The 18,711-nt window shown below is 73.6% G+C and carries 19 protein-coding genes; 8 read left to right on the top strand and 11 right to left on the bottom strand.

Annotated features, from left to right (window positions below; translation table 11 throughout):
* Window positions 1–93: 93 nt before the first annotated feature.
* Window positions 94–2,025 carry a rhamnogalacturonan lyase gene (locus tag ACFWJX_RS02520; RefSeq protein ID WP_383235618.1) on the bottom strand — a complete coding sequence of 644 codons (1,932 nt, stop codon included), beginning with the start codon at window positions 2,023–2,025 and terminating at the stop codon, window positions 94–96.
* A 39-nt stretch (window positions 2,026–2,064) separates the two neighbouring features.
* Window positions 2,065–3,066 carry a helix-turn-helix transcriptional regulator gene (locus ACFWJX_RS02515; protein WP_383235615.1) on the bottom strand — a complete coding sequence of 334 codons (1,002 nt, stop codon included), beginning with the start codon at window positions 3,064–3,066 and terminating at the stop codon, window positions 2,065–2,067.
* 39 nt (window positions 3,067–3,105) lie between these two features.
* Between ACFWJX_RS02515 and ACFWJX_RS02510 the strand changes: the two genes are divergently transcribed.
* The gene (locus ACFWJX_RS02510) at window positions 3,106–3,585 is read left to right on the top strand and encodes a hypothetical protein (RefSeq protein ID WP_383235614.1); all 480 of its coding nucleotides are present in this window, start codon (window positions 3,106–3,108) and stop codon (window positions 3,583–3,585) included.
* Complete coding sequence (locus ACFWJX_RS02505) at window positions 3,582–4,082, top strand: hypothetical protein (RefSeq protein ID WP_383235611.1); 501 nt, start codon at window positions 3,582–3,584, stop codon at window positions 4,080–4,082. Before ACFWJX_RS02510 ends, ACFWJX_RS02505 begins: the two co-directional genes overlap by 4 nt.
* Here ACFWJX_RS02505 and ACFWJX_RS02500 read toward each other — a convergent pair.
* Both ACFWJX_RS02500 and ACFWJX_RS02495 read right to left on the bottom strand, forming a co-directional pair.
* Window positions 4,033–4,794 (bottom strand): class I SAM-dependent methyltransferase, encoded by a 762-nt coding sequence (locus ACFWJX_RS02500; protein WP_383235609.1) that lies wholly within the window; start codon window positions 4,792–4,794, stop codon window positions 4,033–4,035. The genes ACFWJX_RS02505 and ACFWJX_RS02500 overlap by 50 nt on opposite strands.
* A 30-nt stretch (window positions 4,795–4,824) precedes the next feature.
* Window positions 4,825–5,130: a 4a-hydroxytetrahydrobiopterin dehydratase gene (locus ACFWJX_RS02495; protein WP_383235606.1), complete on the bottom strand. Its 306-nt coding sequence runs from the start codon at window positions 5,128–5,130 to the stop codon at window positions 4,825–4,827.
* A 181-nt stretch (window positions 5,131–5,311) separates the two neighbouring features.
* Here ACFWJX_RS02495 and ACFWJX_RS02490 point away from each other — a divergent pair, with 181 nt between their 5' ends.
* Window positions 5,312–6,142, top strand: coding sequence for a helix-turn-helix domain-containing protein (locus tag ACFWJX_RS02490; RefSeq protein ID WP_383235603.1), 831 nt, complete (start codon window positions 5,312–5,314; stop codon window positions 6,140–6,142).
* 7 nt (window positions 6,143–6,149) lie between these two features.
* Here the strand turns inward: ACFWJX_RS02490 and ACFWJX_RS02485 are convergent, their stop codons facing one another.
* On the bottom strand, window positions 6,150–6,575 hold the full coding sequence (locus ACFWJX_RS02485) for a hypothetical protein (protein WP_383235601.1): 426 nt from the start codon (window positions 6,573–6,575) through the stop codon (window positions 6,150–6,152).
* 236 nt (window positions 6,576–6,811) lie between these two features.
* On the opposite strand from ACFWJX_RS02485, the gene ACFWJX_RS02480 reads away from it, so the two are divergent.
* From ACFWJX_RS02480 to ACFWJX_RS02460, 5 genes are all read left to right on the top strand, one after another.
* Window positions 6,812–7,675, top strand: coding sequence for a helix-turn-helix domain-containing protein (locus ACFWJX_RS02480; RefSeq protein ID WP_383235599.1), 864 nt, complete (start codon window positions 6,812–6,814; stop codon window positions 7,673–7,675).
* 67 nt (window positions 7,676–7,742) lie between these two features.
* Entirely contained in the window at window positions 7,743–8,561 is an 819-nt protein-coding gene (locus tag ACFWJX_RS02475) for an SAM-dependent methyltransferase (protein ID WP_383235597.1), read from the top strand.
* A 398-nt stretch (window positions 8,562–8,959) separates the two neighbouring features.
* On the top strand, window positions 8,960–9,448 hold the full coding sequence (locus ACFWJX_RS02470) for a nitrate reductase molybdenum cofactor assembly chaperone (RefSeq protein ID WP_383235594.1): 489 nt from the start codon (window positions 8,960–8,962) through the stop codon (window positions 9,446–9,448).
* A gap of 90 nt (window positions 9,449–9,538) precedes the next feature.
* Complete coding sequence (locus tag ACFWJX_RS02465) at window positions 9,539–11,308, top strand: right-handed parallel beta-helix repeat-containing protein (protein ID WP_383235591.1); 1,770 nt, start codon at window positions 9,539–9,541, stop codon at window positions 11,306–11,308.
* Window positions 11,305–11,748 carry a hypothetical protein gene (locus ACFWJX_RS02460; protein WP_383235589.1) on the top strand — a complete coding sequence of 148 codons (444 nt, stop codon included), beginning with the start codon at window positions 11,305–11,307 and terminating at the stop codon, window positions 11,746–11,748. The genes ACFWJX_RS02465 and ACFWJX_RS02460 overlap by 4 nt, the downstream gene beginning before the upstream one ends.
* Window positions 11,749–11,789: 41 nt before the next feature.
* On the opposite strand, the gene ACFWJX_RS02455 is transcribed toward ACFWJX_RS02460, so the two are convergent.
* The 6 genes from ACFWJX_RS02455 to ACFWJX_RS02430 all read right to left on the bottom strand — a co-directional run bounded on the left by ACFWJX_RS02455 (window position 11,790) and on the right by ACFWJX_RS02430 (window position 18,703).
* The gene (locus tag ACFWJX_RS02455; protein ID WP_383235587.1) at window positions 11,790–12,545 is read right to left on the bottom strand and encodes a glycerophosphodiester phosphodiesterase family protein; all 756 of its coding nucleotides are present in this window, start codon (window positions 12,543–12,545) and stop codon (window positions 11,790–11,792) included.
* Window positions 12,546–12,642: 97 nt separating this feature from the next.
* Window positions 12,643–13,071: an OsmC family protein gene (locus tag ACFWJX_RS02450; protein ID WP_383235584.1), complete on the bottom strand. Its 429-nt coding sequence runs from the start codon at window positions 13,069–13,071 to the stop codon at window positions 12,643–12,645.
* A gap of 66 nt (window positions 13,072–13,137) precedes the next feature.
* A complete protein-coding gene (locus ACFWJX_RS02445; RefSeq protein WP_383235581.1) occupies window positions 13,138–14,931 on the bottom strand; it encodes a hypothetical protein in 1,794 nt (597 codons plus the stop codon).
* Complete coding sequence (locus ACFWJX_RS02440) at window positions 14,928–15,989, bottom strand: ATP-binding protein (RefSeq protein ID WP_383235578.1); 1,062 nt, start codon at window positions 15,987–15,989, stop codon at window positions 14,928–14,930. The genes ACFWJX_RS02445 and ACFWJX_RS02440 overlap by 4 nt, the downstream gene beginning before the upstream one ends.
* A gap of 88 nt (window positions 15,990–16,077) precedes the next feature.
* Complete coding sequence (locus tag ACFWJX_RS02435; RefSeq protein WP_383235935.1) at window positions 16,078–18,105, bottom strand: phage holin family protein; 2,028 nt, start codon at window positions 18,103–18,105, stop codon at window positions 16,078–16,080.
* A gap of 196 nt (window positions 18,106–18,301) precedes the next feature.
* Window positions 18,302–18,703, bottom strand: a complete 402-nt coding sequence (locus tag ACFWJX_RS02430) for a hypothetical protein (RefSeq protein ID WP_073498219.1) — start codon at window positions 18,701–18,703, stop codon at window positions 18,302–18,304.
* Window positions 18,704–18,711 lie beyond the last annotated feature (8 nt).

Here is an 18,711-nt window from a genome sequence, read left to right as displayed (position 1 = left end):
CTCGGACGGCGCCCCGCCCACCCCCCCCCCCCCATCGCGGCCTGGCGGGGGGGGCGGCCGGCGGGCGCCCCCCGCCCTTCGCGCTCTACCGGGTCAGGGCGTGTAGACCGTGGGCCGGGGTGCCGTCGCCATGCCGTTGCCGATGAAGAAGCTCGGGTGGGGCGGCTGGTTGTAGGCGGTGTTCTGCCAGGCGAGGGCCGTGCGGTACTGGGTGTCGTGCAGCAGGGTGGTGATCTTCGTGCCGGTCTCGACCGGCGTGGAGTAGATCCGCAGGGCCGTGTTGTTCGAGGTCGGCCAGACGACCTCCTCGCGCCAGTCGCCGAGGATGTCCCCGGACAGGGCCGGGGTGGACTTGGTGCCGTTGTTGGAGTGGACCCCGGAGGCGGTCAGCAGACGGGTGTCGCCGGAGGTTCCGTACTTGTCGATGCGGGTGCCGTCGAGGAGTTCGCGCACGGGGTCGCCGTCCCACCAGTTGACGAAGTTGATGCTGGACGGCTCACGGCCGAGGGAGGCGCCGGTCGCCGAGCGCAGGGTGGTGTCGGAGGCGGACCAGGCCTCGGCGCCCGCGCTGCCGGCGTAGATGTCGGCGGCGACGCCACGGCCGTTGTCCGCGCCGGACGCCGTCTGCCAGAGGATCTGGCCGGTGCGCGCGTCCGCCATCCAGGAGCCCGGCTTGCTGGTGTCCTCGGAGACCTTGAAGTACTCCAGTCCGGACCGGGAGGGGACCAGGTCACCGAGGTGGCCCGCGTCGCCGTGACCGAGCTTGGTCGTCCACAGGCCGTTGCCGTTGTCGTCGACGGTCATCGCGCCGTACACGATCTCGTCCTTGCCGTCGGCGTCGACGTCGGCGACCGACAGGGAGTGGTTGCCCTGACCGTCGTAGCCCTTCCCGGAGTTGGTGGAGGAGCTGGTGTCGAAGGTCCAGCGGCGGGTGAAGGCGCCGCCCCGCCAGTCCCAGGCCGCGATCACCGTACGGGTGTAGTACCCGCGCGCCATGACGAGCGACGGGCGGGCGCCGTCCAGGTACGCGGTGCCGGCGAGGAAGCGGTCGACGCGGTTGCCGTAGGAGTCGCCCCAGGACGAGACGGTGCCGCGGGCCGGTACGTAGTCGACCGTGCCCATCGCCTTGCCGGTCTGGCCGTTGAACATGGTGAGGAACTCGGGGCCGGACAGCACGTAGCCGCTGGAGTTGCGGTGGTCGGCGCTGGAGCTGCCGATGACCGCACCGGTTCCGTCCCTGGTGCCGTCGGCCGTCTTCATGGCGACCTCGGCCTTGCCGTCGCCGTCGTAGTCGTACACCTGGAACTGCGTGTAGTGGGCGCCGGAGCGGATGTTGCGGCCCAGGTCGACGCGCCACAGGCGGGTTCCGTCGAGCTTGACGGCGTCGACGACGGTGTTGCCGGTGTAGCCGGACTGCGAGTTGTCCTTGGCGTTGGTCGGGGACCACTTGAGGACGAACTCGAGCGCGCCGTCGCCGTCGAGGTCGCCGACGGAGGCGTCGTTCGCCTCGTAGGTGTAGGCCACGCCGTCGGGGGTGGTGCCGCCGGCGGGCGGGGTGATCGGCACGTCCTTGTAGCCGGTGCGGAGTTGGACCGCGTGGACGGAGTCGGCCTGTTCCACACCACCGACGACCGCGCGGACCGTGTAGTCGGCCTGGGCCGGGGCGCCGGCGTGGAAGAAGTTCGTGGAGCCGGTGACCGGGGTCGAGTTGACCAACGCACCGGCCCGGTAGACGTTGAAGGACACGTCGTTCGGGTCGGTGCCGAGCCAGCGCCAGCTGACCAGGTTGCCGCTGCCGGTGTACACGCTGACGACTCCCCGGTCGAGCTTCTCGACCTGGCGGGCGGTGGCGGCTTCGGCGCTGTCCGTGGCGAGCGTGGTGAGTCCGGCGCCGACGAGCGCGGTCACCGCGATCGTGGCGGCGAGGCCGGCGGTCCGGCGTCGTCTGCGGTGCGCGGGCGGACCCGGATGGTTCTGCGCGGGCGCGGGCGCGGGCGTTTGCGGGTGCGGGTGCGGGTGCTGCACGTGACGTACCTCCCGGGAGGGCGGACGGGTTCCGCTCTCTCAGTTGCCGCCGACGGGCCGGGGGTTGCCGGGATCGCCGTGCGGATCGCCGGGGGTGGCGCGGTAGCGCTCGGCGAGCGCGGTCACCGTCCGGGCGAGGCGCGCCCGCAGCTCGGGCGGGCCGAGCACCTCCGCGTCGGCGCCGAGCCGCAGGAACTCGTCGTGCGCCCGCTCCACGGACTCGATGGGGACGGTGACCACGGTCCAGCCGTCGGCGCCCGCGGCCTTTCCCGTGCCCTCCCCCATGGGGGTCGCGCGCGCCAGGCTCACGTCCGGCGCCAGCCGCACCACCGCCTCGGCGGTGTACAGCCGCTCGTGGAAGTCGCGCTGGTACGCCGTCCAGTAGGCGGAAAGGTCGAAGTCCTCCGGGCGGACGAACCGCTCCCCGGAGGCGGTGAGCCCGAGGATCTGGTCGACGCGGAACGTCCGCGGGCCGGGACCGGCGACGACGTACCAGCGGCCCGCCTTGAGGACGAGGCCGTACGGCTCCAGCCGGCGGTCCACGTCGGTGGGTGTACGCCAGCGACGGTATGCGATATCCAGTACACGGTTGTTCCACACCGCGTCGGCGACCGCCGACAGATACGGCGCCTCCTCCGCCTGCGCGTACCAGCCCGGCGCGTCCAGATGGAAGCGCCCGCTGATCCGGTCGGCGTGCTCCCGCAGCTCCGCCGGCAGGGCCGCCCGCACCTTCAGCTGGGCGGCGGCCAGCACCGCGCCGAGGCCGAGCTGCGCGGCGGGGCCGGGCACGCCCGCCAGGAACAGCGCCTCCGCCTCCTCGGTGGTGAGGCCGGTCAGCCGGGTGCGGTACCCGTCGAGGAGCCGGTATCCGCCCGCGTGCCCCGCGTCGCCGTACAGCGGGACCCCCGCCGCACCCAGCGCCTCGACGTCCCGGTAGACCGTGCGCACCGACACCTCCAGCTCCGCCGCGAGCTGGGCGGCGGTCATCCGGCCACGGGTCTGGAGCAGCAGCAGGATCGAGACGAGTCGGCTGGACTTCACTGACACAGGATGTCAGTGGAGCGCCCCTAACGTCACGCCATGGCCTTCACCGAGAAACTGCTGACCGTGCACCCGCCGATCGAGGTGGCGGGGCGGAGCGTCAAGCGCTACCACGTCACCGGCGACCCGGCGGGCATCGCGCCCGACGTGGAACGGGCGGCGTACGCGATCCTGCCGGAGCTGCTGCCGGAGCCGGACGGTACACCGCCGGCCACGTTCGTCGTGCTGCACCGGGGCGGCGACGACGGCGCCTACCTCAACGCCTACAGCTGGGTGTGGGACAACGTCCTGCACTTCCGGGGCGCGGCGGCGGGTCAGCCGGTGCTCGGCTGCCCGGACCGCGACCCGGCGCACTTCGTCGCGACGCACCGGCCGTGGATCGGCTGCGTCTGGGAGCTGCCGCCCCTCCTGCACGAGCGGGACGCGTGGGTACGGCACCTGCTCGCGCCCGAAGTGCCGGACCTGGACGCCTATCTGACCGACTCGCTGCCCGCAGGAACCACGGGAGACCGCGCATGAGCACCGCCCACGACTTCGACTTCCTCCACGGCGCGTGGCGGGGCAGCCACCGCCGCCGCACCGACTTCCTCGACCCCGGCAGCGCCTGGGAGCCGGAGTTCACGAGCACCAGCCACTGCCGGCCGCTGTTCGACGGCGCCGCGAACATCGACGAGATCGACATGCCGCACCTCGGGTACAAGGGGCTGACCCTGCGGCTGTTCGAGCCGTCGACGCGGCAGTGGTCGCTGCACTGGTCGTCCAGCGGCACCGGCCGGCTGTTCCCGCCCGTCGTCGGCCGATTCACGGGCGACCGGGGCGAGTTCCACGGCGATGACACCCTCCCCATCGGCAAGGAGGTGCGCGTCAGGTTCGTGTGGTCGGGGGTGTCGGCGACGGCGGCCCGCTGGGAGCAGGCGTTCTCGGCCGACGGCGGGGACACCTGGGTGACCAACTGGATCATGGACTTCACACGTCCGCCGGTGCTCCCCCCGGCTTCCGGTACGCCCTCAGGGTGAACCAGGGGTCGGGGCGGGGCCGGTCCTGGTCCGGCAGCGCGGCCAGGCGCGCGGCGAACGCCTCCGCGATCGGCTCGCCCGGCGGCAGCGCGACGAACCAGCCGCGCCGCAGGTCGGCGACGGTGCGGCGCGGGCTGCGGCCCTGACCCCGGCCGGGAAAGCGGCCCTGCCCCGCGGGGACGAGGCCGCGGCCGACGGCGTACGACTCGACGAGCGCCGCCGCGTCCCGGGCCGCGCTGGGCGGGCGGGAGGCGAGGACGGCGTCGATGTCACTGCCCACGTTGTGCGAGGCGGCCTTGTCGACGGTGGTGACGTACACGCCGCCGGGCCGCAGCACCCGCGCGCACTCGGCGACGATCGCCCGCACGTCCGCGTCGGAGGCGGCGAGGTGCAGCAGCCACACACTGCTGACGGCGTCGAACTCGCCCTCCCGGAAAGGGAGTCGGCGACTGTCGGCGCGTACGACGGCACCCGGCAGACGTACGGCGGCCTGCCGGACCATCGCCGCGGCGAGGTCGACGCCGGTCACCCGTAGTCCGTCGCGTCCGGCGGCGAGTCTGCGGGTGACGATGCCGGTGCCGCAGGCGACGTCGAGCAGTCCGCGCGTGCCGTCCGGCAGGAGGGCCAGGACGGCCTCCGCGGCGGCCGCCGCCCGGGGTTCGCCTCCGCGCGCGGCGTCGTAGCGTCCGGCTTCCTCGTCGTAGTCCAGCACCTGGGCCCCCCGTCCCGTCCGCCGTGCGTGTCACCGCGCCCCGTGCGCCGGGGCCAGGTCCTGCACCCGGCGGGCCAGCTCGAAGTCGAGGTCGGTGACGGCGTCGCCCACGCTGTGGGTGTTCACCGCGAGGGACACCGTGTGGTGGCCGAGGGTCAGCTCGGAGTGGTGGTTCAGCTCCTCCTGCACCTGGGCGATGTGGATGACCAGGGCGGTCGCGGCGAAGTGGGAGGCGAGGCGGTAGGAGCGGGTGAGGCGGCCGGCGTCGTGGGACCAGCCCGGCAGCTCGGCGAGCCGGTCGTCGATCTCCTTCTGCGTCAGCGGTGCCACGGCCATGACCTGGCTCCCTTCCTTCGGGGGTGGGTGTCCGGTACCCGTCCAGCCTGCCACAGGAGGACCGCGGCGGCCCTGGCCACAAGGGTTCCCGCCGGTCCGGGTCGGGAACCCCCGGGCCCACCGGCGCGCGAGGCACCGGGGGCGTACGACGCCCGCCCGCCTCTCGGCTACGGTCGACCGTATGACCCTTCTCGCGACCGGCACCCCGGGCTCCGCCGCCGCCCCGGCCGACCGGGGCGTCGGCCCCCTGCTGCGGGCCTGGCGGGAGCGGCGCCGCGTCAGCCAGCTGGAACTGGCGCTGCGCGCGGACTCCTCGGCCCGGCACATCAGCTTCGTCGAGACAGGCCGCTCCCGGCCCAGCGAGGAGTTGCTGCTGCGGCTGGCCGAGCACCTCGACGTGCCCGTGCGCGAGCGCAACACCCTGCTGGTGGCGGCCGGTTACGCCCCCCGCTACCGCGAGACCCCGCTGGACGATCCGGCGCTGGACGCGCTGCGCGCCGGCATGGAACGCCTGATCCAGGGCTACGAGCCGTATCCGGCGCTGGTCGTCGACGCGACGTACAACGTGCTGGCGGCCAACCGAGGGATCACCATGCTGATGGACGGCCTCCCGGAGTCGCTGCTGGCGCCGCCGCTGAACGCGATGCGGCTGACGCTGCACCCGGAGGGCCTCGCGCCGCGCATCCGCAACCTGCCCGAGTGGCGCGGGCATCTGCTCGCCCAGATGGAACGGCAGATCGCCCTCCACCGCTCCGCCCCGCTGCGCGCCCTGTACGAGGAGGTCGCCGCGTATCCGGTTCCGGAAACGGCTTCCGATACCGAACCCGGCGAGCCCGTACCGTACTTCGCGCTGCCGATGCTGATCGAGCACGAGGGGCGGACACTGTCGTTCATCTCGTCGATCTCCACGTTCAACACACCGATGGACGTGACGGTCGCCGAGCTGGCCATCGAGACACTGCTCCCGGCCGACCCGGCGACGGTCAAGTACCTGCACTCGCTGATGGGCTGATCGACGGTCAGGTCTTGCGCGCTTGCAGGGCCAGGTGCTGGAGCACCGCGAACCCGGCCACCGTCACCGCCTGGAGCACGGTCCACACCGCTCCCGTCGCGGTCGGCGACAGCCACAGCGCCAGGGCGACGAGACTCAGCGCCGACCAGGCGAGGTTGATCTCGACAACCGCCTTCACGGGCAGTGCGGCCGGACGGGCGCGCGAGGCGAGAAGTCCGACCGCGGCGGCGTACACCGTGAGGATCAGGCCGAGTTCGAGCAGCAGCGCGGAGTCGACGCCGAGGAGGCGGCCGAGCGGACCCGCCGCCGCGAGGTAGGCGACGCCGTTCGCTCCGGTCACCGCGGCGTCGAGGGCGAGGAAACGGCGCAGGGCGCTGTGCGGCTCGGCGGTGCGAGCGAGCGCGGTGAGCGTGGCGGGCTGGGTTGCGGACATGACGAATCACCCTCCGTCGAGGTCGGGTCCGGTCTGGTGGGACCGGGTTCCGGAGCGGAGTGCGCCGCCCCGGAACCCGTTGCCCCCACGATCCCGTCCGCGCGGGCCGCCGTCGATTACCCGTGAGGTAATGCACCGCGCGGGCCCCCCCGCATCCCTCCCCGTCGTCCCTGTCGCCGCACAGCCGGAACATGACACACTGACCGGCGTGTTCCGACACGTAGGGGAGACGGGGCGTGAGTGAGCGGCGGCCCGCGCCCACGGTGGGCCAGGTGGTGCTCGGCAGGCGGCTGCAGGAGTTGCGCGAGGCGGCGGGTCTCAGCCGCGAGCAGGCGGCCCGCGCGCTGCGGGTGGCCCCGGCGACCGTACGGCGCATGGAGACGGCCGAGGTCTCCCTGAAGATCCCGTATGTGCAGGTGCTGCTGGAGAGCTACGGGGTGTCCGAGGAGGAGACCGGCACCTTCGTCACGCTCGCCGAGGAGGCGAACCGGCCCGGCTGGTGGCAGCGGTTCCACGACGTCCTGCCGGAATGGTTCAGCCTGTACGTCAGCCTGGAGGGCGCGGCCCGCCTCATCCGCTCCTACGAACCCCACTTCGTTCCGGGGCTGTTGCAGACGGAGCGGTACGCGCGTGCCGTGCTGGAGGCCGGGACGGTCGGCGTGACGAGCCCGGAGGCGATCGAGCGGCACGTGTCGCTGCGACTGGCCCGGCAACAACTGCTCGAGGGGCCCAACCCGCCCCATCTGTGGGCCGTCCTGGACGAAACGGTACTGCGCCGGCCGGTCAGCGTCGACGCCGACGTCATGTACGAACAGGTCGACAAGCTCCTGGAGTTGGCCGAGCGCGACCGGATCACCCTCCAGGTCGCGGAGTTCGCGAGCGGCCCGCACCCGGGGACGTCCGCGCCGTTCTCGCTGTTCCGTTTCGCCGAGCCCGAACTGCCCGACATGGTCGTCACCGAGTACCTGTCCGGCGCCCTGTACCTGGACTCGCGCAGGGAGGTCTCCGCGCATCTGGAGGTCCTCGACCACATGACGACGCACGCCGCGTCGGCCCAGCACACCCTGAAACTCCTGCGGGACGTCCGCGCGGAGTTCTGACCGCCTCCGACTGTTCCCAGCCGTCCCACTCGTCCCGCTCGTCCCACTCACCAGGAGAAGACCGCGCATGACCGGATCCGAGTCCGAGGCCGCCGTCCGCATCGACACCAGCAGGCCGCATCCGGCCCGGGTCTACGACTGGTGGCTGGGCGGCAAGGACAACTACCCCGTGGACGAGGAACTGGCCCGCAGGATCCTCGCCGTGGACGGCACGGTGCTGCGCGGGGCGCGCGCCAACCGCCGGTTCATGCAGCGGGCCGTGCGCACCGTCGCCGAGACGGGCGTCCGCCAGTTCCTGGACATCGGCACGGGCATCCCCACCGAGCCCAATCTGCACCAGGTGGCGCAGACCGTCGCCCCCGAGTCGAGAATCGTCTACGCCGACAACGACCCGATCGTGCTGCGGCACGCGCAGGCGCTGCTGCACGGCTCGGACGAGGGTGCCACCGAGTACGTGCACGCCGATGTCCGTGACGTGGACACCCTGCTGCGCCGCGCGGCCGACTGCCTGGACCTCGACCGGCCGGTGGCGCTGTCACTGGTCGCGCTCACCCACTACCTGGGCGAGGACCCGGCGGGCGACGACGTGTACGGGCTGCTGAAGCGGTACGTCGACGCGCTCGCGCCCGGCAGCCACCTGATCCTCTCCCAGGTCACCCCCGACCTGAACCCGGAGGCGATCGAGAACGCGGCGAACCACTTCCGGCGCAGCGGCACGCCCTTCCACCCCCGCTCGCTGACCGAGTTCTCCCGCTTCTTCGAGGGACTGGAGCTGCTGGGTCCGGGCGTTATCCCGGTCTCCGGCTGGCGGCCCGACCCGGAGGACGTGGCCCTCCAGGCGGAGGGCATCGTGCCGGTGTACGCGGGAGTGGCCCGCAAGCCCTGAGACGCCGGGTGCCGGGGCCCAGGCGTCGGGTGCCGGGCTCCGGGTGCCGGGCTCCGGGTGCCGGATGCCGGGCTCCGGGTGCCGGGCTCCGGGTGCCGGATGCCGGGCTCCGGGCTCCGGGCTCCGGGTGCCGGATGCCGGATGCCGGGGCCCGAAGCGCTGCACGTCGGCCCCGGGTGACCCGTACGGGCGCCGTGAACGGGTGCGCTCCCGCGCCCGCCCCTAGGTTCGGGACAGGGGCGAGCAAGGGAGCGCCCCGTGACCGAGACCCGGACACCGCCCGCGGCACCGCGGCCCACCGGACCGCCGCCCACCGGACCGCGGCCCACCGGAGCGCAGCCCGCCGAGCCGGGCGCGGCTCCGGCTCGGCCGCTCGGGCGCCCCGTGAAGGAGGCGTGATGCCCTCGGACGCCGTGCTGTACCAGGCGGCCGCGCTCTGCCTGACGTACCCCGACGACGATCTGTACGCGCGGCTGCCCCTGGTGCGTGAAGCGGCCCCGCCGCTGCGGGAGTTCACCGATCACGCGGCGGTGACGCCGCGGCCGGAGCTGGCCGGGCACTACGTGCGGGTCTTCGACTCCGGGGACCGGCGCAGCCTGCACCTGAGCCGGTGGTACGACGAGGGCGCCCGGCGGGACGGCATGTCACCGGCCCGCTTCGCGGACCTCTACCGGCGGCACGGGCTGGAGTTCACCGGCGAGGAACTGCCCGACTTCCTGCCCTCGGTCCTGGAGTTCGCCGCCCGCACCGGCGACACCGGCCTGCTCACCGGCCACCGCGCGGGACTGGAGCGGCTGCGCACCCGGCTCACCGGATACGGCACACCGTATGCGTCCGTCCTGAATGCCGTATGCGCCACACTGCCGACCGTGTACACCGAGCCGTGAACCCATGACCCCGCCGGGACACCGACCCCTCCGGTAGCATCGGCCGCCGCGGATCAGGACACTTCCAGGGCGCTGCGGGGGAAGGCGGGCATGGTCAGGAGGTACGTGGTCGCACCGCACGGCGGTCGTCGTGCGCACCCCGACATCTCGTCCGCGCTGCGCGCCGCCGCCGAGCGGCACGGCCCGGCCCTGATCGAGATCCGGCCCGGCCACTACGAGGAATCCCTCACCGTCCGCGGCGAGGTGCAGCTGACCGGCCTGGGCGCACCCGGCTCGGTCGTGGTGAGCCCGCCGCAGGGCACCGCCCTCGACGCCTTCGGCACGGTCCGGGTCCGCGGGCTCCTCCTGGTCGGCCGCGAGGCGGATGCCGTCGACTGCCTCGGGGGAACCCTGGCGTTGGAGCACACGGAGGTGCGCGCGCACGGCGGGGTCTGTGTGCACGCCCGGCGGGGAACCCTGGTGACGCTGACGGACAGTGCGTTCCGCTACGGCCGGACCCTGTTCGCCGGGGCCGCCGGAAACATCGAGCGGTGCGGTTTCCACGATGCCGCCGACAACGCGCTCGCGGTGATCGAGGGGGCCCGCGTCTCGGTCCGGGACAGCCGGTTCGAGGGCAGCCGGATCCACGGGGTCCGGGTCAGCGACGCGTGGGGCGAACTCGTCGGATGTGCGCTCACCGGCACCGAGAAGGCGGCCGTCATGGCCGACACCCGGGCCGAACTGACCATGGCGGCCTGCCGGGTGGACTCCGTGCACGCGGAGGCGGTCATGTTCATCGAGCAGTCGCGCGGCCTGGTACAGGGCCTGCGCGTCTCCGACGCCGAACACGGGATCGGGGTGGCGAGCGGCGCCGACCCGGTGGTGCGCGACTGCGTGTTCGCCGACTGCCGCGACACCGGCATCAACGTGCAGACGACGGGCCGGGGCACCTTCGAGAACTGCGAGGTCCTGAACGCGGGCAGCGTCTCCGTGTTCTCCACCACCGGCGGCGCTCCGCGGGTGAACGGCTGCCGGGTCACGGGCGGCAACGTCGGGGTCGCCGTCGTCGACAAGGCCCGGGGACACTTCGCGGGCGTCGTCGTCGAGGACGTGGCGGGCACCGCCCTGCGCGTCTTCGACGAATCCAGGGCGGTGTTCGAGCGGACCCGTGTCGAACGCTGCCCGGCGGGCCTGGAGGTGCGCGGCAACGGCGGTACGACGGCCCAGCTCACCGACGTGCGGATCGCCGGCTTCGACATGGCCGCCGTGGCGGTCACCGGCGAGGCCCGGGTCACCCTCACCCGCGTCTCGGCCGAACGCGGACTGCTGGGCTTCGGCGTCGGCGAGGGGGCGTTCCTGCGGGTCGAGGACTGCGAGGTCTCGGCGACGCGGGCCGGCGGGGCCGTCGCGTTCGGCAGGGCGAGACTCGTCGCCCGCAACCTGACCGTCACCGGCTCGGAGGCGTTCGGCCTGTGCGGCACCGAGTCGGCGTACGTGGATGTCGCCGACAGCCGGTTCGACGACTGCGCGGCCGCCGGGGTCACCTTCGACGAGTCGGGCGGCGGCCGGCTGGTGAACTGCTCCGTGACCGGCACCCGGGGGATGGGCGTGCAGCACAACGGCCGCGTCGACCTGGTGTCGCTGCACACGTCACGGCCGGTCGTCGAACGGGTCCCCGAACCGGCGCCGCCGCCGGTACAGATCGTCAACCACCACTACCACGGCCCGGTCTTCAACGCGGCCGTGCACGGGGTGCACCTGGCGTGGAACAACGACGAGGTCACGCAGCAGATCATCCAGCCGGCCACCCCGCAAGCCACCCCACAGGTCGTCCGGCGGACCACCCGGGAACACGACGACCAGGACGGAGCCACCCCATGAGCGACCCCACGACCGGCCCCACGAGCGGCCCCACCGGCGACGGGCGGCAGGTGCACAACTACCACGGCCCGGTGTTCAACGACCCCGTCTCCGGCGCCCAGTTGGCGTGGAACAACCAGTCCGTCACGCAGAACCAGCAGAACAACACCGCGGTCGCCCCCGGCTTCGAGGCCCTCGCGGCACTGGTGACCGACCTGCTGCGGCAGTTGCCCGAGGCCGGTCTCACCGACCGGGACCGCGAGGACGCCGAGGCCGCGGCCCAGGAGGTCCTGGCGGAGATCACCGGCCCGCAGCCGCCCGAGCAGGGCCGGCTCCGCCGCGCGGTGAACGGCCTCAAGGGCGCCCTGGCCCCCGTCGCCACCGGCGTCGCGGCCGGCACGGCGATCGGGGCTCAGGAGTGGGCGCAGTCGGTGATCGGGAGCCTGGCCGGGCTGGTCTGAGGGCCGCGGGTGGCGGGTGGCGGCCCTGCCGGGTTCCGGATTCACCGGGACGGGCCGCCCACCGGCAGGTCCCGGCGCGGTTCGCCGCGCAGCCGCACCGCGTGCCACGGCCGGTCCGTGACCAGTACGTCCACCCGGGGATCGGCCAGGAAGGTCCGCAGTCCGGCGTCGTCGTTGACCGTCCACACCAGCGTGAACAGGCCCTGCCGGGCCGCCGCGCGCAGTACGGTGGCGCGCGCGAGCCGCTGATGGACGGCGACGCCGTGCGCCCCGCAGGCCCGCAGGCGCCGCATCGGGAACAGCTCGCTCGCGCGGGTCCCGGCCAGCCGGGCCGTCGCGACCTCCCGGCGGTCGCGCCCCAGCGACAGCGCGGTGCGCACGCCGGGGAAGGCGCGGGTGATCTCGGCGACGGAACGGTCCTCCAGCGTCGTGGCGACGAACCCGTCCCGGCCGAGCAGCGCCACCGCGAGGTCGGTCGTCTCCCGCTCGTGGCCGGTCTCCTTCAGGTCCAGATGCCCGATCAGCTTTCCCGCGACCAGCGCCATGACCTCCTCGACGAGGGGCACGGCGAATCCGGTGCGCGCACACAGTTCGGCGTACGTGATCCGGGACAGCGGCGGTCCGGAGTGCCCGGCGCGCGGATCGTGGTGGACGACGAACACTCCGTCGGCGGTGCGCCGGATGTCGAACTCGGCGTACTCGGCGCCCGAGGCGAGCGCGTCCTCGTAGGCCTCGAGGGTGGCGGCCGTACGGTGTTCGCTGCCGCCGCGGTGGGCGGAGACGGCGGGTCGGGTCATGCGTCTTCCTCGTGGACGCGCCGGAGTCCGGACCGGGGGCGAATCCCGGGACCCGGCCGGTCGTGCGGGGAGCGCGACCGGCCGGGCGTCCGGCGGCTCAGGCCAGCTTGGCGGACAGGGTGATCGGTACGGCCTTCAGGGCCTGCGAGACCGGGCAGTTGACCTTGGCCTCCTCGGCAGCGGCGACGAACGCGTCGTTGTCGAGGCCCGGCACGGTGCCCTCCACGGTGAGGTGGATGCCCGTGATGCCCTCGCCCGGCTGGAAGGTGACGTCCGCCGAGGTGACCAGCTTGGTGGGCGGGTTGCCGGCACCGGCCAGGGCGTGCGAGAACGCCATGGAGAAGCAGCTGGAGTGGGCGGCGGCGATCAGCTCCTCCGGGCTGGTCTTTCCGTTCGCCTCCTGGGTGCGGGCGGCCCACGTCACGGGCTGCTCGTCGATGGCACCGGAGGAGTCGAAGGTGACGACCCCGTTCCCCTCGATCAGGCTGCCTTCCCAGACGGTGTGTGCGGAGCGCGTGGTGGCCACGGTTCTTCCTTTCGCATGGTTTTCCCGTAGGACGGGTTTGACGGGCCCATCCGATCACACTCGCGCTCACCGCACCCGGAAGACCGGCCCCCGAGGGGTGAACGGCAGGTGACGGCCCTGCGGGACGAGGTACGCGTGCTCGCGCCGGACCCGCAGGACGTCGCACCAGCCGTCGGTGATGACGAGGACCGGCGCGCCGCGAGGGAAGTCGTCCGCCCGCTGCAGGAGGTCGATGCCGGGCTGGAGGACCGTGCCGCCGCGGCCGTGCACACGGATCCGGCCGGCGATCTCGGTGACCGGCACGTAGCCCGCGTCGTGCGGAGCCGCGTCGCAGAACACGACCCGTGCGGCGGGTACGTCGCGGGCCTCGGCGTAGGAGGCGATGGCGCCGAGCGCCTTGCCGAGGAGGGTGCGGTCCATCGAGCCGGAGGTGTCCAGGACGACGCCGAAGGTGCACCGGGCGATCTCCTCGGGCGGGAAGTACCGGCCCGCGCGGGGGATGTCGGGGGTGGAGGACTGACGGCGGGAGGGCCGGGCGTAGGAGCGCACCGGCTCGGGGCGGGGCACGAACTCGTCGAACCAGCGGGCGAGTCGGGCGTCCCAGGGCAGGGGCGGGTGGCTGAGGGCGCGGATGTCCTCGACCAGGCCGCCGGGGAGGTAACCGCGTTCCTGACGCTCGTGCAGGTCCAGGCCCTGGGCCAGGCCGCGCCGGTAGAAGCCGTCGAGGTCGACGTAGTGGCCGGGCGGGCCGAGCGGGGCGCCGAGGATGTCGCCGACGCCCTTGCCGCGGAGCGTGGACAGGCGGCGCATGCGGCGCAGGTCGCCCGCGATCCGGTCGTAGACCTCCTCCGCGGACAGGCCCTCCAGGGCCCGGTCGTACAGCAGGCCTTCGGGCATGGTGCCGACCTGCATCTCGCGCAGCCAGCCGTTGATGACGTAGTCGCAGGCGACGTTGAAGAGGTACGGGTCGCGGGTGCCGCAGCGGTCGCCGTGGCGCAGGGCGGCGTGCAGCATCTCGTGGGCGAGGACGAACCGCCATTCCTCGTCCTCGAACGTCCGCAGCGGGTTGACGTAGATCTCGCCCGCCTCGGCGTTCACGGCGGCGACGGAGATGCCGTGGGCGCGGGCCAGTTCGGCGTCGGCGACGAGCTTGATGCCGGCCGCGATGCCGCCCAGCAGCGGGTAGGAGGTGATGAACCAGGCCAGCGCCCGTTCCCAGGGGCGCTGGCCGGGCGCCTCTGCGTCGAGGGAGTCGCGGCGGCCGCCGGCCATGTCCATCGCGGCGGACACGGTCCGGGTGAGGGCGGTGGCGAAGGCCAGCTGCCAGTCACGGGGGCTGCCCAGGCCCTCCCACGTCAGGAGCACCTGGTCGGGCTCCCCGCCCGCCGTCCCGCAGCGTTCGTAGGCGGGTGGGACCCCGGTGCGGCGCCAGCGGTCGGCGAGCTGTTCCTCGTCGCCGTCCGGGTACGTCGGCGGCAGATCCTCGGGAGCGCGGCCGATGGGGAACGTGAGCAGGAAGCGGTTGACGACCGCGCAGCGTGCGGCGAGCTGGTGGCGGTCGGGCTGGACGCGTTCGCCCCGGGCGATCGGCAGGTGCCCGAAGCCGAGGTGAAGGGCGGCGTGGGCCAGCGACCAGGCCCACAGGGCGGGTTCGGCGAGCCGGTCGGGGTGTGCGTGGACCTGGCCGCTGGAGTGGACGGCGAGGAGCCCGTCCCGCGGCGCGAGGGTGCAGTCCGGGTCGCGGCAGACGGAGAAGTCGACAGCGGCCAGGGCCGGATTGGCGCGCACCAGCCGCATCCCCTCGGCGAACGCCTCCCCCGCAAGGTCCCGCTTCTTCCTGCCGCGGCCACCGCGGCTCATCGCCGCGCCTCCACCAGCCGGGGCATGTCCCGGGCCGCCTCCACCAGGAACCAGGCGGGCAGCACCGGGTTGCCGTCGGCGTCCGAGGCGATGACGGTCTGGGCGACCTCGACGGATATCTCGGCGAGCTGCACGAGCAGCGACTTGGCGCGGTGGGCGGTCTGCCGGCCGCTCGCCGGCATGTGCTCCTTGACGGCGGGCAGTTCCTTCACCAGCCGGCCGCGGAAGGACTCGGCGAGGTAGTAGAGCAGGTCACGGTCCTCGATGCGGTGCGGCCAGGGGGCGTCGCCCTTGATGACGGCCTCGATGCCGTACCGGCTGCGGACGATCTTGACGTAGCCGCAGAAGGCGGTGGCGTGCGCGGGGGTCAGCGTGCCGTGCGCGAGGACCTTCAGGGTGTCCTCGTCGAGGTCCCGGCCGAAGGAGTGCAGCGCGTCGGAGAGCATGTGCCAGGAGCGGGGCGTGGAGAACGGCTCCTCGGTCTTCGGCGGCTTGGACCACAGGTGGTCGGGCCGGTCGGTGAGGTGGTCCAGGACCCACGGATGGATGCCGTTGTCCGCCGCCCAGATCAGCCAGTCCTTGGCGGAGGCCTCCAGGTGGACGTGGGTGAGGCGGTTGACCAGCGCGGAGGCGATGGGGCGGGCGAGGGCGTTGTCGGTGGCCCGGTTGCCCGCGCCGATGACGATGGAGCCCTTCGGCAGCTCGTAGTTCCCGATGCGGCGGTCCAGGATCAGCGAGTAGAACGCCTTCTGCACGTCGGGGCCGGCCGCGTTCAGCTCGTCCAGGAACAGGCAGTACGGCTCGTCGCGGGCGATCGCCTCCGGCGGGCAGAACACCGAGCGCCCGTCCCGGATCTGTGGCACGCCGATCAGGTCCTCGGGCGCGAGCTGGGTGCCGAGCAGGCTCACGCACTCCAGCCCCAGGGACTCGGCGAAGTCCCGCACCAGGGAGGACTTTCCGATGCCGGGGGCACCCCAGAGGAACACGGGCCGCACGGTGGCGAGGCCGAGCAGCAGTTCGGGGATGCGGGAGGGCGTGACGGTGACGGCTGCCTGCACGCAGCGACTCCTGGGTGTCCGAGCGGGCGCGCGAGTGCGCGATTCACGAACAGTGTGTGCGTACGGATCTGTCGTCGCAGCCGATTTTTCAGGCGGCCCGCTCCTCCGACGCCCTCTCCGACGGGACCCGTGGCCCGGCCGCCTCGCCCAGCCAGCGGCGCAGTACGTGGTGGACCTGCTCGGCGCCGATCAGGTCCCCGCCGTCCGAGGTCGGCGGGGACAGGGCGAGGGGGGACAGCAGGAACGGTTTCGACTGGGCGCCGCCGAGGCCGCCGTGGGAGCCGATCTGCTCCTCGAAGGCGAGGACCTCTCCGTCGGCGGGGTCGTGGAAGGAGTTGACCATGATGTCGGCGGTGTGCGGGAAGGAGTGCGTGCGGCGCACGGCCTCGGCGGCTCCCGGGCCGAAGCCGGCCAGCGGACCGGGTTCCTCGTCGAGCCGGTCGACGGGGATCTGCGCGCCGTACGCGCCGAGGACGACCCCGCCGTGCTCCTCGCTGCGGACGAGGAGGAAGCCGATGCCGGGGTGGTTGGCGAGCGTGGTGAGCAGCGCGGGGTGGCGGGCGTCGATCTCCTCCTTGCTCATCCGGTGCGGCACGTCGGGGAAGGAGACCAGGCCGAGGTTGCCGGAGGCGAGCACGATCGGCTCCGAGCGGCGGGACGGGCGGTGCTGTTCGCCGCCCTCCTCGACGGGTCTGCGCAGCGCGGCGCGGACGGCCGCGCGGGCCTCGGCGCCGCTGTGGGTGCGGCGCGCCCGGCGCGGCACGGGCAGCCCGCAGCCGGCCCGGACCAGGTCGCCGAGGGTCAGGCCGTAGCGGGCGCGGAAGGTCTCGCCGGGGCTCTGCCCGTGGTCGGACAGGACGACGATGCGGTACGGCCGCGGGGCGTGCTCGGCGACGTTCTCGATGAGCGCCAGGGAGCGGTCGAGGCGGGCGAGGACCTGCTCGGTGTCGCGGCCGAGCGGCCCGGAGTGGTGCGCCACCTCGTCGTAGGCGACCAGGTCGGCGTAGACGGCGCTGCGGCCGGCGAGCATGTCGCCCGTCACCGCGGCGACGACGACGTCCCGCTCGACGACGGTCGCGAACGCGCGGATGAACGGGTACAGACCGCCGCGGGCCACCCGCGGGCGCTGCTTGCGCAGCCGGGCGCGGGTGGACTGCCCGATCTCCCGGCCCGCCTCCGCGACGAAGGACAGGGCGGTGCGGACGGCGTTCGCCGGGTCGGAGAAGTACGCGAAGTAGCCGGCCCGGGAGCGGGTCGCGCTGCTACGGCGGCCCACGGCGATGGAGAGGACGAGGGCCTGTTCGCCGGCGCCGCCGCCGAAGAGGTTGCCGCGGCTGGCGCCGTCGGCGGAGAGCAGCCCGTCGTCGCCGGTCCGTTCCACCGCCCGGCGCTGGAGTTCGGCGGCGCTGGTCGGACGGTTGCAGACCATCACCTCCCGGCTGTCCTTCTCGTACCAGCGGAACGCGGGCACGTCGAAGTTGCTGCCGTGCAGGATGCCGAGCTGGCTGGCCCCGGTCTGGCTGGACCAGTCGGTGCGCCAGGGGGTGAGGCGGTGGGTGGGGCGGGCCGCCGTGTCCGGCCGGGCGCCCAGCCACCTGGCGACGGTCGGCATCAGCCCCTTCCCGACGGCCGCGGCCAGCACGTCGTGGCCGACGCCGTCGAGCTGGACGAAGACGGTGCCGTGGGTGGCGGGGCAGGCCGGGCCGCCTCTTCGGCGGCGGTCGGCGAGCCGGTACAGGCGGCGCCGGTAGGCGTCGTCGTCACGGACGGCCAGGGCGCCGCCGGTCGCGGAGGCGACGGCGGACATCACGGCGGCGACGATGACGGCGGTCTCGGGGGCGGCCTCGCTCTGCCCGGACGGGTTCAGCCGCAGGGCGAGCAGCAGGAGCGAGCCGTTGAGGAAGAACACGAGCAGGCCCAGGACGAGCGCCGGCACGAGCAGCAGCAGCCGGACCAGCAGCGGCCAGGCCAGCGCCGACAGCACACCGAAGACACCGGCCCCGGCGGCCGCGGTGACGGCGATCGTGGTGGCGCTGTCCCCGTCGGGCGACTGGAGCCGGAAGTCCGGCAGGATGCCCGCGAGCACCAGCATCGTGACCGTGGACACACCCCACACCGCGACGCTCCGCCCGGCCTGACTGACGGCCCGCCGCCAACGCCCCTCACCCACGCCCCGTACACCTCACGTCCCGGCCCGTCGTCGATGCGGACCTCTGCCTGTCCACCCTGTCATACGGAGGGACGGGGCCGGCCGGATCCGGGGAGCTGCGGCAGCTCCCCGAGGAGGTGCGACGGCACCGCGGCCGACACGGTCATCGTCCGTCGTACCCCGCCGTCGGCATGGACAGCCTGCGATGCACCCGCGCCTTCATCTGCGCGTCGTAGGCGGGTTCGGCGACGCCCACCGTCTCCACCCGCACCCCCCGCCGCGCGCACTCCTCGGCGAACTCCTCCACGGACGACAGGGCACTCTCCAGGACCCGCCGGCTGGGCGCGACGAAGAGGTCGACGCCGGGTCTGACGCCGTCCCAGAGCACGCAGTGGTCCGACCGCAGCCCGCGGACCAGCAGCTCCCGGCTGACGACGTAACCCCGTTCCGCGGCCCACCGCGCGCACATCGCGTGCTGGCTGCGGGAGTCCACCAGGAAGGGATCGGCGTCCAGTTCCTCCAGCGGCGTCAGACTCGCGATCGCCGTGACCCGCACCGGTCCCATGGCGTCCC

The sequence above is a fragment of the Streptomyces sp. NPDC058335 genome (assembly GCF_042723915.1).
GTDB lineage: Bacteria > Actinomycetota > Actinomycetes > Streptomycetales > Streptomycetaceae > Streptomyces.
The sequence above is the reverse complement of the archived record's forward strand: the minus strand, read 5'-3'. Positions and strand labels throughout refer to the sequence as shown.